The 15,661-nt window shown below is 33.3% G+C and carries 13 protein-coding genes and 1 other annotated feature; all 13 genes read left to right on the top strand.

Annotated elements, in window-relative coordinates; translation table 11 throughout:
* Window positions 1–319 precede the first annotated feature (319 nt).
* The 13 genes from N4A68_10030 (at window position 320) to ftsX (ending at window position 15,649) form a co-directional block, all read left to right on the top strand.
* The gene (locus N4A68_10030) at window positions 320–808 is read left to right on the top strand and encodes a protease complex subunit PrcB family protein (GenBank protein MCT4564629.1); all 489 of its coding nucleotides are present in this window, start codon (window positions 320–322) and stop codon (window positions 806–808) included.
* A gap of 200 nt (window positions 809–1,008) precedes the next feature.
* Window positions 1,009–2,184, top strand: a complete 1,176-nt coding sequence (locus N4A68_10025) for a LysM peptidoglycan-binding domain-containing protein (protein ID MCT4564628.1) — start codon at window positions 1,009–1,011, stop codon at window positions 2,182–2,184.
* A 212-nt stretch (window positions 2,185–2,396) separates the two neighbouring features.
* Window positions 2,397–2,654, top strand: a binding site (T-box leader).
* A 145-nt stretch (window positions 2,655–2,799) separates the two neighbouring features.
* Window positions 2,800–3,036, top strand: a complete 237-nt coding sequence (locus tag N4A68_10020) for an ACT domain-containing protein (protein MCT4564627.1) — start codon at window positions 2,800–2,802, stop codon at window positions 3,034–3,036.
* A gap of 17 nt (window positions 3,037–3,053) precedes the next feature.
* Window positions 3,054–4,046, top strand: coding sequence for a ketol-acid reductoisomerase (gene ilvC / locus N4A68_10015; protein ID MCT4564626.1), 993 nt, complete (start codon window positions 3,054–3,056; stop codon window positions 4,044–4,046).
* Between the two features lie 74 nt (window positions 4,047–4,120).
* On the top strand, window positions 4,121–5,782 hold the full coding sequence (gene ilvB / locus N4A68_10010) for a biosynthetic-type acetolactate synthase large subunit (GenBank protein MCT4564625.1): 1,662 nt from the start codon (window positions 4,121–4,123) through the stop codon (window positions 5,780–5,782).
* Window positions 5,783–6,321: 539 nt separating this feature from the next.
* Entirely contained in the window at window positions 6,322–7,341 is a 1,020-nt protein-coding gene (locus N4A68_10005) for a PstS family phosphate ABC transporter substrate-binding protein (protein MCT4564624.1), read from the top strand.
* Between the two features lie 122 nt (window positions 7,342–7,463).
* A complete protein-coding gene (gene pstC / locus N4A68_10000; protein ID MCT4564623.1) occupies window positions 7,464–8,387 on the top strand; it encodes a phosphate ABC transporter permease subunit PstC in 924 nt (307 codons plus the stop codon).
* A gap of 104 nt (window positions 8,388–8,491) precedes the next feature.
* The gene (gene pstA / locus N4A68_09995) at window positions 8,492–9,340 is read left to right on the top strand and encodes a phosphate ABC transporter permease PstA (protein MCT4564622.1); all 849 of its coding nucleotides are present in this window, start codon (window positions 8,492–8,494) and stop codon (window positions 9,338–9,340) included.
* Between the two features lie 21 nt (window positions 9,341–9,361).
* Window positions 9,362–10,144 (top strand): phosphate ABC transporter ATP-binding protein PstB, encoded by a 783-nt coding sequence (gene pstB, locus N4A68_09990; GenBank protein ID MCT4564621.1) that lies wholly within the window; start codon window positions 9,362–9,364, stop codon window positions 10,142–10,144.
* A gap of 63 nt (window positions 10,145–10,207) precedes the next feature.
* Window positions 10,208–10,861, top strand: a complete 654-nt coding sequence (gene phoU, locus N4A68_09985; GenBank protein ID MCT4564620.1) for a phosphate signaling complex protein PhoU — start codon at window positions 10,208–10,210, stop codon at window positions 10,859–10,861.
* Window positions 10,862–11,440: 579 nt separating this feature from the next.
* Entirely contained in the window at window positions 11,441–13,858 is a 2,418-nt protein-coding gene (locus N4A68_09980) for an AAA family ATPase (protein ID MCT4564619.1), read from the top strand.
* Between the two features lie 218 nt (window positions 13,859–14,076).
* On the top strand, window positions 14,077–14,763 hold the full coding sequence (gene ftsE, locus N4A68_09975; protein MCT4564618.1) for a cell division ATP-binding protein FtsE: 687 nt from the start codon (window positions 14,077–14,079) through the stop codon (window positions 14,761–14,763).
* Window positions 14,753–15,649 carry a permease-like cell division protein FtsX gene (gene ftsX / locus N4A68_09970; protein MCT4564617.1) on the top strand — a complete coding sequence of 299 codons (897 nt, stop codon included), beginning with the start codon at window positions 14,753–14,755 and terminating at the stop codon, window positions 15,647–15,649. Before ftsE ends, ftsX begins: the two co-directional genes overlap by 11 nt.
* Window positions 15,650–15,661 lie beyond the last annotated feature (12 nt).

Raw genomic sequence — 15,661 nt, 5'->3', positions numbered from 1 at the left:
ATAGCCACTGAGAATTCCTTTAAGCTCCTTTGCAAACAGGTTTGTAGAGGGAGCTAAAAGGAAACCCCAGTGGCTAATTTTGTTTTTGGGGTTCTATTAAAGTAGATATGTAAATATATATTGAAGCTCTCCCAGACTACTAGTTTCTAATAATATGTAGGTAATATTGAACCTACACTAAAAATATTTCCCATTTATTGTGATAAAAAATTTGAAAAAGGAATCAACCCAATTTTCCCAGTATGGAATATTTGTACCTTTTTTTGAATAGTATTTAATAGATTGAATGATGACAAGTAAAGGGGAGGGAATCGTAGAAATGGAATCCAATATGAAAAAATCAAATACCAGTATGAAGAGATTTTTAAATTTGAAATCTCTTATGATTCTATTAGTAGTTATTCTAGTTCTAATAAGTGGGACCATGGCAATAAAACACTTCACTAATGATGATGATAAAGTTGAATTTAAGGTTCTTAGCCAAAAAGAGATACCGGGAAAAATAAAGGAAATATTACCTAGATACCAAACTTTAGAAAGAGCATTAGCTTGTAAGGTTAATGGAGAAATTTTTGTGGTTGTTACAAGGGGAGAAAAGCCTACTGGTGGGTATTCGGTTGATATAGATAAAATCGAAAAGGTTAAAGACGAAGAGGATAAATACAAACTAGTAGTATATGCTAAATTCACAGACCCAAAACCGGGAGATGTTGTAACAGAGGCAATTACATATCCATATATAGTTGCGAAAACTGATTTAGATGACTTACCATATAGAATTGAGTTAAAAACCCGATCTGAGGAATAGTAAAAATAAGCGACCATAAATAGAAAAATGGTCGCTTATTTTTATTGTGGTATTGTGGGGTAGTTCTAAAAGTGAAATATGACTAAGAACTCAATGACTTGATGTTCTTAAGCTTTTATTTGGGAAATCTTACATAAAGGTCAATGTCGAAATATGTCGAATAAATAACAGGGAAAGTTAAATTCACAAGGGGGTCAAAAATGAATTTTAAAAAAGTTGTTATTGGAGGCATAATTGGATTGGCTTTGCTGTCTCAAAGTGGTATTAATGTTTTTGCAGACTCAATTTCTTATCAGGCAAAGAGTGGGGATACCTATTGGAAAATAAGTCAAAGATATGGTATTGATTTAGATGAACTTCTTGATGAGAACTCAGCATATACTAATCCTTATCTAAATGTTGGACAAACTATAAAGCTTCCTTTCAATTCCGATGAAAAGTTGTTATATAAAGTAGTTTGGGGAGATACATACTGGAGGATAAGTCAGAAATTTAATGTGGATATCAATGAGTTAATAGAAGTTAACAAGGATAATTCACAAACTAATATGAATGTAAATGATGTAATAATCATTCCTAAATCAAATAACTACAAAGGGCATGTGGTGGAAGCTGGAGACACCTATTGGAAAATAAGTCAAAAATACTGTGTAGATATAAATGAATTATTGAAGGTAAATAATGCAAATCAATATAGTCACCTTTCCATAGGGCAAAAGATACTTATTCCCAATGAAGAATCCATTAGCAATGAATCTTTAATTGAGAATAATAATAGTGAAGTTTCTATAACATATAGCTACTATACAGTTCAAAAAGGCGATAATTTTTGGAATATATCAATTAAATTTGGGATTCCACAGTACGAGTTAATTAAAGCCAATAATATGAATGAAAATACTATGCTAGATATTGGAGATGTATTGAAAATTCCAGTTCATAATGTACCAGTTAAAAATACTCTAGGAGAAAAATATGGTGAGTATCTAGATTGGTGGACAGAGGCACAATATGTGGCACCTATAGGAAAGGTATTTAAAGTTAGAGATTTTTATAGTGGTAAGGAATGGACAATGAAAAGAACTATAGGAGCTAATCATGCAGATTGTGAGCCATTAACAACATATGATTCTGGTATTATGAAAGAGGTATGGGGGGGAAGTTATAGCTGGAAAACTAGGCCTGTTATAGTCCAGGTTAACGATAGAAAAATAGCAGCTTCAGCATCATCGATGCCCCATGACATACAATACATCAATAACAATGGCGTAACGGGACATATGGACATACACTTTGCAAATAGTACAAGACATAAGGATGGGGCCATAGACTATAACCATCAAGACAATATAAAAATATCAGCAGGGTTGAAATAAGGATATTATCATCAGAAGCTTAGAAAATTTATAATTTTATAAGCTTTTTTCTCTTTATGGCTTAACTTGTTATTGAAGTGTAATTTTCTTTATCACACATCTATATTTATATAAAAAAATTGTATGAATAAAAATTATTTAGAAAATTCAAAAATAATATTGACTTCTGTGCATAAGGGTAGTATAATTTTCATAAATATTCAATAAAATATGAAAAAGTGCTGATAGAGAGAAAGATATCTATACTTTTACTACAGAGAGCCAACGGTTGCTGGAAGTTGGTGTTAAAGTAGGTATGTAATGATCACTCTTGAACTGCCTGATTGAAAGGACGTGTCCCAATAGATTAGGTCGGGTGCTACCGTTATATAGCTAGGGTTCAAGTAATAGTTCTTCGACCTGAATAGAGTGTCAATTAATCTATAATTGAAACTAGGGTGGTACCGCGAGTATAATCTCTCGTCCCTAAGATAAAGTTTTATTATCTTAGGGGCGGGAGATTTTTTATTGTAGGTCATTTCTCCAAGAGAAATTCGACCAAAAGGGAAGGGACTCGATGTCCCCGAGCTTTTATTGTTCATGAAAATAATATTAAATTTAAGGAGTGAGATGGGATTGGAAAAAAAACTTTCATGTCGAGTCGATAATGGTTTGGAAACCCTAATCAGAGTTGTAGGCCTCTTAAAAAGAAAGAGGTTTGACATAAGAAGTGTAAATATGGAAGGAATAGAAAACTCACAGTATTCTAATTTGGAGATAACAATAAGGGATGGATTGAATCTTGGTGTAAATCAAGCAATAAATCAAATGGAAAAACTTGTAAATGTACATGAGATAAGGGAAATCAATTAAAATAGGGGGAATTTAAAATGGCAAAGATGTACTATAATGATGATGCAAATTTGGATTTATTAAAGGATAAAAAGGTAGCAGTTATAGGCTTTGGTAGTCAAGGTCATGCCCATGCATTAAATTTAAAGGAAAGTGGAGTAGATGTAGTAGTGGGCTTGTACAAGGGGAGTAAATCATGGAGCAAAGCAGAAGCACAAGGACTAGAGGTTTTAGAAGTAGCCGATGCGGCTAAAAATAGTGATATTGTTATGATTCTAGTACCCGATGAACATCAGAGGAAGGTATATACTGACCATATAATGGAAAATTTAGAGGAAGGAAATGCATTAGTATTTGCCCATGGATTCAATATTCATTTTAGCCAGATAGTACCACCTAAATATGTAGATGTATTTATGGTTGCACCAAAGGGACCAGGACATTTGGTTAGAAGAGTATATGAAGATGGTAAAGGAGTGCCTGCATTGTTGGCTGTGTACCAAGACTATACTGGCAGGGCAAAGGATGTAGCTTTAGCCTATGCTAAGGGTATAGGAGCAGCGAGGGCAGGGGTTCTAGAGACAACCTTTAAGGAAGAAACTGAAACCGACTTATTCGGTGAACAAAGTGTCTTATGTGGAGGAGCAACAGAACTTATTAAAGCTGGATTTGACACCTTGGTAGAAGCTGGTTATCAGCCGGAAATAGCATATTTTGAATGTCTGCATGAACTCAAGCTTATTGTAGATTTGCTTTATGAAGGCGGCTTTGAAAAAATGAGGTATAGTGTAAGCGATACTGCAGAATATGGGGATTATATGGTTGGTAGAAGAATTATCAATGAAGAAACCCGTAAAGAAATGAAAAATGTACTTCATGAGATTCAAACGGGTGTATTTGCAAAAAATTGGTTATCTGAAAATATGTTAAATAGACCAGTATTTAATTCCATAAAGAAAAAAGAGCTGGAGCATCCTATTGTTGAAGTAGGCAAAAACTTAAGAAGTATGATGGAATGGATTAAAGAATAGTAAAATTAAGCTTAAAATCATGGCATGAAGGTGATATGCTTAGAAATTGATATAAATAGAAAGAAGGTGAAATGATGAAGCTAAGTGGAGCGCAAATTGTATTAGAATGCTTAAAGGAACAAGCTGTTGATACAATTTTTGGATATCCCGGTGGAGCAGTTATTCCATTATATGATGCTTTATATGACAACTTTGATAGATTTACTCATATCATTACCGCCCACGAGCAGGGAGCAGTTCATAGTGCCGATGGATACTCACGTTCAACTGGAAAAGTAGGAGTATGCTTTGCCACATCCGGGCCAGGGGCAACCAACACTATTACTGGTATAGCTACGGCTTTTTTAGATTCAGTTCCATTAGTAGTTTTTACTGGTCAGGTTCCCAGATCCCTACTTGGGAAGGATTCATTTCAAGAAGTAGATATTACAGGGATTTCACTACCCATTACTAAACATAATTATTTAGTAGAAGATGTAAATGATTTGGCTAATATTATTAGGGAGGCCTTCCATACAGCTAAAAGTGGAAGACCTGGACCAGTACTAATAGATATTCCAAAGGATATATTCTTGGAAACAACTTATTATGATAGTAATTATAACGATGACAAATATGGTGATGCAAGTGTGGCAGAGGAACAGCTTTTAGAAAAGGCCGCGGATATAATAAATAATTCTTTAAAACCAGTTATATATGCTGGAGGTGGAGTTGTTATATCAGATGCAGCTGAAGAATTATATAAATTTTCACAGCAAGCGAACATCCCAGTAGTCAATACATTAATGGGGCTTGGGAATTATCCAAGGGAAGACTCCTTATCCTTGGGGTTAGTAGGAATGCATGGTTTTAGAGAAGCAAATTTAGCAGTAACAAATAGTGATTTAGTAATTGCTGTTGGAGCTAGATTTAGTGATCGAGTTGTGGGAAATGTAAATAAATTTGCTCCACAGGCTAAGGTAATCCATATAGATATCGATAGAACGGAGATAAGTAAAAATAAAAAAGCTAATCTATCTATTATTGGGGATGTAAAGGAAATTTTGGGTAAGTTAATTGATGATATTAGTTATAAGGATAGATTTGAATGGTTTGAGGAAATTGAGTCATGGAAGCAGAACAATGTATTGAAGAATAAAGAATTTACTCCTAAAAACATCATTGAAACAGCTAACAGGATACTAGGTGAGGATACTATAGTTGTCACAGATGTGGGACAGCATCAGATGTGGACAGCTCAATACTGGCAATTTAGTAAGCCAAGAAGCTTTCTAACCTCGGGAGGATTAGGAACAATGGGATATGGACTGGGAGCTGCTATAGGAGCGCAAATTGCATATCCAGAAAGAAGGGTATTGCACATAACTGGTGATGGGAGCTTTAGAATGAATTGTAACGAGCTTGCAACTGTATCGAAATACAAGCTGCCCACCATAACCTTACTATTAAACAACAGTACCCTTGGAATGGTAAGACAGTGGCAAAAGCTTTTTAAAAACGGCAGATATTCAGAAACTGATATTAGTCAAGATGTTGATCATGTAAAACTGGCTGGTGCCTATGGCCTTGACGGTTATAAAGTAGAAGATATATCGAGTTTAGCTGATATATTAGAAAAAGTATCAAAGAGTGGAAGAGCAGCTATTATTGATTGCAAAATAGATAAAGATGAATGCGTATATCCAATAGTGCCACCGGGAAAACCAATTGATAATTTAATTGAGGGAAAAGAATAATCCTTATAAAAAGAATCCTTATAAAAAGGATTCTTTTTTTGTTCAATTATGAAAGGATTAGCATGAATTTAACAAATAATTGATTGAGCAAATTGCATAATTATAATCCTCAAAAATTTACTACTACAGGTAGTCTTAAATGCCCTAGAGGCATGTCATATTTATTATACAACTTAACCAAGTTAGAATTATGCAATTTCCTCGATTAAGATTAGATATGGTTATCATTGTAAATAAATTTGTTTTATTAACTTGAATAGAATTCATATGGCAAAACTTAATATATATATTTCAATATTCGATATTTCTAGAAATTTTGGAGGGGATGCAAAATTAAATATCCCTTAAATCCTTATAATATCCTACATCTAAAAATAATGCATATAGGGCATACTCCCCATATGCATTATTTTTTTTGCAAATTAACAAGTTCTTAACAAATAGTTTACATCACCATAACAAAGTAAATGGCATTTTTAAGTATATTAGTATATGTAATGAACATAAAAAAATATCAATGGATTAGGGGGAGCTTATTCATGTTTAAAAAAATATTATTAGCAGTGCTAATGACAATCTTAATGATTTCTGTGGTGGGATGTAGTGGTGAAACTAGTGGACAGCCGGAGGAAACTAAAAAAGCAGAAGAAAATAAAAATATAGAAGAACCAAAGAAAGGAGAGTTTAATGGCACAGTAATTGTTGATGGATCGGGAACGGTGTACCCTTTAATGGCACATATCGCAGAAGAATATATGGTAAATGAACAAAACAAAGTAAGTGTCCAAGTAGGTCGTGCCGGATCAAGTGCAGGTTTCAAAAAATTCATACCAGGAGAAACTGATTTTTCTGATGCTTCCAGAAAAATAAAGGATAAGGAAGTAGCTGCTCTTGAAGAAAAAGGATTGAAGCTTGGTGAGGATGTTTTAGAATTCAAATTAGCTCTTGACGGATTAACAATGGTTATTAACAAGGATAATAATTGGGCAAAAGAAATGACAAGGGAAGAAATCGTTAGTATGTATATTTCAGGTGCATATAAGGCAAATGACAAAGTTCTTTGGTCAGATATAAGAGCAGAATGGCCTAAGGAAGAAATTAAATTCTATGGACCAAATGAGAACCATGGAACTTTTGAGTTCTTCTTTGAGAAGATATTAGATAAGAAAGATATGGTTAAAACAGCTAATTTACAACAAGAGTATTCTACATTAGTTGACTTAGTTGCAAATGATAAAAATGCTATTGCATTCTTTGGCTTTGGATATTATGTTAATAACCAAGATAAACTTCAAGCAGTTTCAGTTGATTTTGGAAATGGTGGGGTTGAACCAACTTTAGAAACAATAGGAGAAGATCTACCATACTCTGGGTTTACTCGTCCTGTGTTCACATACTTAAATGTAAATCATGCTAAGGGAAAACCAGAAGTGCTTGATTTTGCTAAGTATGTTGTATCCCATAAAGGTGCTGCAAGATTAGCAGGTGATAACGGATTTGCTCCATTGCCTTCAGAAGTTTACAATGAATATCTGAAGCAAGTAGAAGCAATAAAGTAAGATTATGAAGGTAGTCTAAAGTATTAGATAGTTTAACATTAAGATGAGAAGATACTATGATTCTCATCTTAGTGCTGTTTATGATGACTACTGAATTAAGCATATAGAACGGAGGGGGTTTAATGAACAAGGCTGTTAGTGTTAGAGATGTAATCAAGAACAACTTGAAAAAGAAAAAAAATAGAACTGAAAAAATTATGCCTAACTTTTTTTTGCTATCAGCTTCAATTTCAATACTAACAACTATTGGAATTGTTATGACTTTATTATTTGATTCTTATAAATTTTTTGCAAAAGTACCTTTGGGTGAAGTTTTTAGTACAAAGTTAGCTCCTTTAAGTGCAAATCCTACTTTTGGTATCTTACCATTAATTAGTGGTACAATCATGACTGCTTTAATTGCAATGTGTGTTGCAGTTCCAGTAGGATTAACTGCCGCAATGTATTTAAGTGAATTTGCTTCTGAGAAACGTAGAAAGGCTTTAAAACCAATCATGGAAGTTTTAGCTGGGATACCTACAATCGTTTATGGTTTTTTTGCCTACTCCTTTGTTACACCTTTATTAATGAAATTGATACCAAGCTTAGGTGCTAAAAACGCCCTTAGCCCAGGTATCGTTATGGGTATAATGATTATTCCCCTTGTTGCATCACTATCAGAGGATGCAATGAGTTCTGTTCCTAACTCAATGAGAGAAGGAGCTTTGGCACTTGGATCAACAAAATTGGAAGTTACATTAAAAGTTGTTGTTCCTGCTGCTATTTCGGGTATTATTGCTTCTTTTGTACTAGCTATTTCCAGAGCAATTGGAGAAACCATGATTGTCACAATTGCTAGTGGCAGTTCAAAGAATTTCACCTTTGACATTACTCAATCAATGCAAACAATGACAGCCTATATTGTTGAGTTTACAAGTGGTGATGCTGGAATGGGAACAACGGGTTATTATAGTTTATATGCAGTAGGGTTGATACTTTTTGTCTTCACCCTTTTAATGAATTTGATAGCACAATATATCTCTCATAAATACAGGGAGGAATACTAAACATGGATTATCAAAGTGAATTAATAAAAAATGAAACAAATAATGGGTTAAATAATAAAAAAAGTACAAAGGCCTTCTTAAATAAGGAAATTACCAAAAAAAGAATGGAAAGACGTATTTTTATAGATACAGTGGCAAGGAAACTTTTTTCTCTATCTACTGTATTTGCTTTGATGGTATTAGGAATACTGTTTTATAGAATTGTCGTACAAAGTATTGGATGGCTAGATTTAAAATTTTTAACTAGTAATTTATCAATCTTTCCAGAAAAAGCTGGAATATATGGGGTTATAATTGGATCAGTTTGGCTAATGGCAGTTGTTATACCCGTAACGTTATTATTGGGAGTATCAACGGCTATATATTTAGAAGAATATGTAAATCAAGGGAAATTCCAGGCTTTTATCAAAACTAATATTTCCAATTTGGCCGGTGTACCGTCGGTTATTTTTGGATTGCTTGGATTAACAGTTTTTAGAAGAATATTTGGCCTTGGGTCCAGTATACTTGCTGGAGGATTAACATTGTCTTTATTAGTTTTGCCTATTATTGTTGTAGCAAGTCAAGAAGCAATACGAGGGGTGCCTGGTTTCTTAAGAGATGGAGCATATGCTATGGGAGCGACGAAATGTACGACCATAAGAACAGTTGTTTTACCAGCATCCCTACCAGGAATTTTGACGGGGTGTATTTTAGCTATATCAAGGGCTATTGGAGAAACAGCTCCTTTAGTTGTACTTGGGATACCTACACTTATTCTTAGAATACCCGATGGCATAATGTCGGATTTTACTGCTTTGCCAATTCAGATTTATTATTGGACACTTGATACTGTTCTAACACCGGAATATGCAAATTTAGCTGCTGCCACTATTGTAGTGTTATTAGTGGTATTACTATTAATGAATTCAGTAGCAATCTTTATAAGAAGCAAGTTCCAAAGACGATACTAAATAGGGGGGAATACTTTCAAAATGTTAAACAATGCAGGTAGCAATCATAATAACGTCGTATATGATGTGAAAAATTTAGATCTTTGGTATGGTGATGACCAAGCATTAAGAGATATAAATATTAAAATACAAGAAAACGAAGTTACCGCAATTATAGGGCCTTCAGGTTGCGGTAAATCGACTTTTATAAAAACATTAAACCGTATGGTGGATAATATACCAATTGTAAGAACTTGGGGAAACATTCTTTATCACGGAACAGATATTTTTGATAAATCTGTTAGGTTAGAGGAACTAAGAACTACGGTTGGAATGGTATTTCAAAAACCCAATCCATTCCCAAAGTCTATTTTTGAGAATGTTGTATATGGGCCCAAAATACATGGGATTCGTGACAAAAAGCAATTGCTAGAAATTGCTGAAGTAAGTTTGAAAAGTGCTGCTTTATGGGATGAAGTAAAGGATCGATTATATGATAGTGCCTATGGACTTTCCGGTGGGCAACAGCAAAGACTTTGTATTGCTAGAAGTCTTGCGGTTCAACCAGATGTTTTATTGATGGATGAACCAACTTCTGCACTTGATCCTATTGCTACACATAGAATTGAGGAATTAATTAATGAACTGAAAAATGACTATACCATAGTTATTGTTACCCACTCTATGCAGCAAGCCGCAAGGATTTCTGATAAAACAGCATTTTTTCTAATGGGAGAAATAATTGAATTTGGCGATACCAGTAAGATATTTACAACTCCAGAGGATAAAAGAACTGAGGACTATATTACTGGTAGATTTGGGTAAAAGGTATGTATTAAACTCTCAGGAGGTCTAATGAATTCAAGCTAAGAAAGGGAGGTTTATCAATTGGTTAGAGATGGTTTTGAAGCATCAATAACTTCACTAAAAGATGAAGTAGTAAGCATGATGGAAAGTGTAGAAAAATTGGTTATAAAGTCTGTTGATGCTCTTATAAATAAGGATGTCGAATTAGCCCGTGAGGTTATAAAATTAGATGATAATGTGGATGAATTTCTAGAAAGTATAGAAGAAAAGACAATAGAGCTTATTGCTCTTCAACAGCCAATGGCTAAGGATTTAAGGATCATATTTTCTATTTCAAAAATTATTACTGATTTAGAGAGAGTAGGAGATTTTTGTGTAAATATTTCCAAGGAAGTAATAAAAATCGGTGACGAACCCCATATAAAACCTTTAATTGATATTCCTAAAATGAGGGGTATTATATTAGGTATGCTTAGAAATTCAAAGATTAGCTTTATTAATGAAGATTCTAAGTTAGCCTATAGAATTGGTAAAGAGGATGAGTTAATAGATAACCTATATAAAGATATATACACGGAAATACTAATGATGATACATTCAGATTCTAAAAATATAAATCAAGGGGCAAAGCTACTATTTGTGGGAAGATACCTAGAGAGAATGGCAGATCATATAACAAATATATGTGAAAGAATCATTTATATTGTCGATGGAGAAAGTGTAGAGATAAATTAGATTATTCTAGGGGAGTTAAATATTAACAAAAATTAAAGATGAAATAGGCTACTATGTAATCCATAGTAGCTTTTATTTAATTATAAGGTATTGGACTAAACTCTCAAGCCATACCTAAATATCAAAAAATTATTAATGGAAAGTCATTTGAAAAAATTGGAATGGCTTTTTTTTATATATAATAATTTTTTTGAGCTGTATGACAAATATTAAATTTATAAATGAGGAAATTGCATAACTCTTACTTGGCTGGGACTAATATGGGAATATCATCCTTAATTTGAATATTTAAGATATAGCATATTTGGTGATATGGCTTTGAAGATTTTTAAACTGCATGTAAATATAAACAACTTCAAGGTTTAATATATTTCAAAGAAAAAATGTAGGAGCGTTCATTATTTTCTCTGAAATATATTTTAAGTCTTAATGTTGTTTATCTATAGTAGATGGTTTTTATAGAAAGTAATTATGCAATTTGCTCAAATGTCAGAATACGTTGAATACATGGAAATAAATAAGGGTATAAATAAATAAAATATTCGAAAAAAACTGTAAATTAGAAAGGGGAGTATCAATATGCCGGAAAGAGTCAAAGTTCCTTTGGAAAAATTGAAAAATAAATGTGGCATAGAATGTTTTAAATTTGATAGTACTGCCGATTTAACTCCACTTCAAGGTATTATAGGCCAGGAAAGGGCATCAAATGCATTAGACTTTGGACTATCAATAAAAAAGAAGGGCTACAATATCTTTGTTTCCGGACAAAGCGGGACGGGAAGAAATAGCTATGTGAAACTAATAGCCGATGAAAAAGCATCAAAAAAGAAGGTTCCCGATGATTGGGTATATGTATATAATTTTAAAAATCCCCACAGCCCTTTGGCATTAAACCTTAAACCTGGACAAGGAAAAAAACTTGTAAAGGCCATGGAGGATGCAATCACAAAGCTTAAGAAGGAAATTGAAAATGCTTTTACAAGTAAAGAGTACGAAAATATGAAAAATGCCCTTTTACAGCAATATCAAAGTATTTCCCAGGATATTATTAATGAATTAAATAAGGTTGCGGAGCAGCATGATTTTAGATTCGCCCATACGGAAAAGGGATTAGTCAATATGCCTCTTAAGGAAGGCAAACCTATGAGCGAAGTAGATTATAGCAATCTGTCTCCAGAAGAATTTGGGGAATTAAGGGAAAGAAGCAATAAATTGAGTTTAGATTCCGTTGATGTATTTAACAAGCTTAGAGAGCTTGAAGAAAATTTCAGAGAAAAGCTCAAAGAATTAGATATTGAGACAGCAAGCAAAGTCGTAGATTTTCATATAGAAAAATTAAAAATGAGATTTAATTATAATGACAATATAATTGAGTATTTCAATATGCTTGTAAAGGATATTGTGGAAAATATTGATAAATTTAAAAAGGATAAAGACTCCGATGAAAATAATCCCTTTGCTATGTTTCAGTTAAAGTCAAGTGAAGCCTTTTTCGATAGGTATAATGTGAACCTTTTTATAGATAACAGTGAAAAAAAATGTGCCCCTGTTATTATAGAGGCTAATCCAACCTATTACAATTTAGTGGGTAGTGTGGAATATAGAAATGAAATGGGTGTTATGAAAACTGATTTTACCCAAATTAAACCAGGGGCTTTACATGAAGCCAATGGTGGATATCTGATATTACAGGCCAAGGATGTACTTGTAAATACATTTGCATGGAATGGACTTAAAAGGGTACTTACTACGGGAGAAATTAATATTGAAGGTCTGGGTAAACAATTAGGATATGTAGTAACAACATCCTTAAAGCCTCAACCAATACCTGTTAATCTTAAGATTATACTCATAGGAGATCCATATACATATTATATGTTGTATAATTACGATGAGCAATTTAAAAAATTATTTAAAATAATGTCTGATTTTGATATAGAAATGTCTAGAGATGAAGAAAATATCCTTAAAATGGCTAGATTTATTGCAACCCATTGTGAAAAAGAGGATCTGAGACATTTTGATAAGGAAGCAGTTGGGGAAGTTATAGAATATAGCTCTAGATTAGCTTCAAATCAAAATAAGCTTAGTTCAAGGTTTAATCAAATTGTCGAGCTACTTTATGAAGCTGATGGTTGGGCTGAAGTAGATGGCAGCAATATAGTAGGCCTTAAGCATATTGAAAAAGCAATATCAGAGAAAATATTTAGAAATAATAAATATGAAGAAAAGGTTCTTGAGATGTTTGATGAAGGCGACTATTTATTAGATGTGGATGGAGAAAAGATTGGGGAAATAAATGGGTTAGCCGTTACAGGTACAGGAGAATATAGATTTGGAAAACCAAGTAAAATTACTGTTTCAACCTATAGGGGAAAAGCTGGGATAATTAATATTGAAAGGGAAGCAAAAACCAGTGGAAAGATACATGATAAGGGAGTTATGATAATTAGTGGATATTTAGGACATAAATATGCTCAAGAAAAACCATTAGCCCTATCGGCAAGTATTGTTTTTGAACAGCTCTATTCTGGGGTTGATGGAGATAGTGCTTCGAGTACAGAACTTTATGCAATACTTTCAAGCATATCAAAGGCCCCAATTAGACAAGATATAGCAGTAACAGGGTCTGTAAATCAACGTGGACAAATTCAACCTATAGGTGGGGCTAATGAAAAAATAGAAGGTTTCTTTAAGGTGTGTAAATTGAAGGGATTGACAGGTGAACAGGGAGTCATGATACCCCATCAAAATGTAAAAAATTTGATGTTGAAGGATGAGGTTATTAGGGCAGTTGAAGAAGGAAAGTTTCATATATATGCTGTTAAGACAATCGATGAAGGACTGGAGATATTAACTGGAGTACCCGCTGGACAGATGAATGAAAATGGTGAATATCCTAAAGGGTCAATACACTATAAGGTTACAAAAACCCTTAAGGAATTAGCTAAAGCCGCGGAAAAAGAAAGATTGAAGGATAATAAAGTAGAAAAATAAAAAATATTACACAATTTTAAATCTAATATTAAATCTTAAAGACAATATCGTCTTTAAGATTTTTTTATGGGGATTAACATTTATAATATATATGATCCCATCTATAAATAATCTCGAATTTTATAAAAATAGTCTAAAAATACTACTATTTACCGAAAAAAAAATGAAGGAAATAAAGGTTATTTATCGAAATAGAAATAATGTTAGGAGTTGATGTAATGATCGTATTAAAAAATGTATCGAAAAGATATAAGAATGGGACGATGGCCCTTGCAAATATAAATATTAAAATAGATAAGGGAGATTTTGTTTTTCTAGTAGGCCCCAGTGGAGCAGGAAAATCTACCTTAGTAAAAATGCTTTTAAAGGAAGTTGAGCCTACACAAGGGAGAATTTTAATTGATAATCAAAATATAACTAATATTCATAGGCGAAAGGTTCCTTTGCTAAGGAGAAAGATTGGTGTAGTTTTTCAGGACTTCAGACTGCTTCCCAATAAAACGGTGTACGAAAATGTAGCCTTTGCAATGGAAATAATTGAGGCCACACCAAAGGAAATAAGAAGAGGTGTTCCAACTATGCTTAGTCTTGTTGGACTAAGCAGTAAAGCTAAGATGTATCCAGAGCAGCTTTCCGGGGGTGAACAGCAAAGAGTGTCAATTGCTAGGGCTATAATAAATAATCCACCAATACTTATAGCTGATGAACCTACTGGTAATTTAGATCCTGAGACATCATGGGAAATCATGAGACTTTTAAGACAAATTAGTAGAAGGGGAACAACTATAGTGATGGCTACCCATGCTAGAGAAATAGTAAACATGATGCAGCAGAGAGTTATAGCATTGGAACAGGGAAATGTTGTAAGAGATGAGGAAAGGGGGGGCTATGGGTATGAAGATTAGAAGCTTAGGATACATGGTAAAGGAAGGCTTTAAGAACCTTTGGCGAAACAGAATGATGAGTTTAGCTTCTATAGGTTCCGTTTCAGCCACTTTGATTATTTTGGGGATAATATTTATTCTAATATTTAATATAAATAGCCTAGCAGAAGGGGCACAAGATCAATTTGATTCTATCCAAGTGTATATAGATAAGGATACTGAGAATGATCGTATAGAACAAATAGGGAAAGAAATAGCACAGATAGAAGGAATAAAGGAGATAAAATTTAAATCTAGAGCAGAGGCTCTTGGATATATGAAGGAGCTTTTTGGAGAACAGGGATATCTCTTAGAAGGCTTAGAAGGAAATCCGCTTCCAAACTCCTATGTAGTGTATTTAAATGATATAGAAGACAGTGAAGCTGTCGTAAGTCAGATAGGATTGATTGACAATATAGAAAATGTAAAATTTCATAAGGATATTGTAGATAAGATAATTAAAATAACAGATTTTGTTAGAATTATTGGAATGATTATCATAGTGATCTTAATAGCTATTTCTGTTTTTATTATTGGAAATACTATAAAGCTTACTGTTGCAGCACGAAGAAGAGAGATAAATATAATGAAATATGTTGGAGCTACAAACTGGTTCATAAGGTGGCCATTCTTTATTGAGGGAACATTCCTAGGTCTACTGGGCTCAGTAATTGCACTCCTAATAATTTATTTGAGCTATAGATATCTGTATAACTTAGCTGCAACGAGTTTATATGTAATGTTAACAGCTTATTTAGTACCTATAGCAAAGGTAGTAGATAATTTGTTTATTATGTTCATAGTTTTAGGTTCAGGCATAGGAGCATTAGGGAGTATTACCTCTATGAAGAAATACTTAAGGGTGTAGAATAAATATGAA

The organism is Maledivibacter sp., from assembly GCA_025210375.1.
Taxonomy (GTDB): Bacteria; Bacillota; Clostridia; order Peptostreptococcales; family Caminicellaceae; genus JAOASB01.
The sequence above is the reverse complement of the archived record's forward strand: the minus strand, read 5'-3'. Positions and strand labels throughout refer to the sequence as shown.

What these genes read in the sequence shown, in the direction of transcription:
- ftsX (MCT4564617.1), top strand. Translation starts at nt 14,753, where the DNA reads ATGAAGATTAGAAGCTTAGGATACATGGTAAAGGAAGGCTTTAAGAAC.
- N4A68_09980 (MCT4564619.1), top strand. Translation starts at nt 11,441, where the DNA reads ATGCCGGAAAGAGTCAAAGTTCCTTTGGAAAAATTGAAAAATAAATGT.
- N4A68_10025 (MCT4564628.1), top strand. Translation starts at nt 1,009, where the DNA reads ATGAATTTTAAAAAAGTTGTTATTGGAGGCATAATTGGATTGGCTTTG.
- pstC (MCT4564623.1), top strand. Translation starts at nt 7,464, where the DNA reads ATGAACAAGGCTGTTAGTGTTAGAGATGTAATCAAGAACAACTTGAAA.
- ilvB (MCT4564625.1), top strand. Translation starts at nt 4,121, where the DNA reads ATGAAGCTAAGTGGAGCGCAAATTGTATTAGAATGCTTAAAGGAACAA.
- ftsE (MCT4564618.1), top strand. Translation starts at nt 14,077, where the DNA reads ATGATCGTATTAAAAAATGTATCGAAAAGATATAAGAATGGGACGATG.
- ilvC (MCT4564626.1), top strand. Translation starts at nt 3,054, where the DNA reads ATGGCAAAGATGTACTATAATGATGATGCAAATTTGGATTTATTAAAG.
- N4A68_10030 (MCT4564629.1), top strand. Translation starts at nt 320, where the DNA reads ATGGAATCCAATATGAAAAAATCAAATACCAGTATGAAGAGATTTTTA.
- N4A68_10005 (MCT4564624.1), top strand. Translation starts at nt 6,322, where the DNA reads ATGTTTAAAAAAATATTATTAGCAGTGCTAATGACAATCTTAATGATT.
- pstA (MCT4564622.1), top strand. Translation starts at nt 8,492, where the DNA reads ATGGAAAGACGTATTTTTATAGATACAGTGGCAAGGAAACTTTTTTCT.
- pstB (MCT4564621.1), top strand. Translation starts at nt 9,362, where the DNA reads ATGTTAAACAATGCAGGTAGCAATCATAATAACGTCGTATATGATGTG.